The following is a 674-nucleotide window of genomic DNA, read 5'->3' on the forward strand; positions in this document are numbered from 1 at the left end:
GCGCAGCTGGCCTATTGGGAGGATGCGCTGGCCGGGATGCCCGAGCGCCTGCAGCTGCCCACCGATCGGCCGTATCCCCTGGTTGCCGACCAGCGCGGCGCCAGCGTGCTCGTGGACTGGCCAGCCGAGCTGCAGGAACGGGTGCGTCAAGTGGCCGGCGAGCACAACACCACCAGCTTCATGGTGGTGCAGGCCGCGCTTGCGGTGTTGCTCTCGAAACTCAGCGGCAGCCCCGACGTGGCAGTGGGGTTCGCGTCCGCCGGCCGTACCGACCCCGCCCTCGATGACTTGGTTGGCTTCTTCATCAACACCTTGGTACTGCGAGTGCAGCTCGGCGGGGATCCGACCGCCGCGGACTTACTGGCCCAGGTTCGGGCACGAAGTCTGGAGGCGTTCGAAAACCAGCACGTGCCTTTCGAAGCGCTGGTCGAGCGCCTCAACCCGACCCGAAACCTGAGTCATCATCCGCTGGTTCAGGTGGTGTTGGCGTGGCAGAACCTGCCCGGTTACGAGACTGCAGCCGACGGTCTGGTCTTGGGTGATCTGCAGGTCACGCCGTTGCCGGTGGACACCCAGGCGGCCCGCATGGACCTGACTTTTTCGTTGGCCGAGCGCTTCGGCGAGGACGGCGTGCCCGCGGGGATCGGCGGGGCGGTGGAATTCCGCACCGATGT

At 66.9% G+C, this 674-nt stretch carries 1 protein-coding gene; it reads left to right on the forward strand.

Annotated elements, in window-relative coordinates; translation table 11 throughout:
* On the forward strand, positions 1-674 hold a 674-nt coding region (locus tag A5686_RS17475; protein ID WP_156750123.1), incomplete at both ends, for a condensation domain-containing protein.

Origin of the sequence: Mycobacterium sp. E2479 (assembly GCF_001667925.1) — a bacterium.
Lineage (GTDB): Bacteria > Actinomycetota > Actinomycetes > Mycobacteriales > Mycobacteriaceae > Mycobacterium.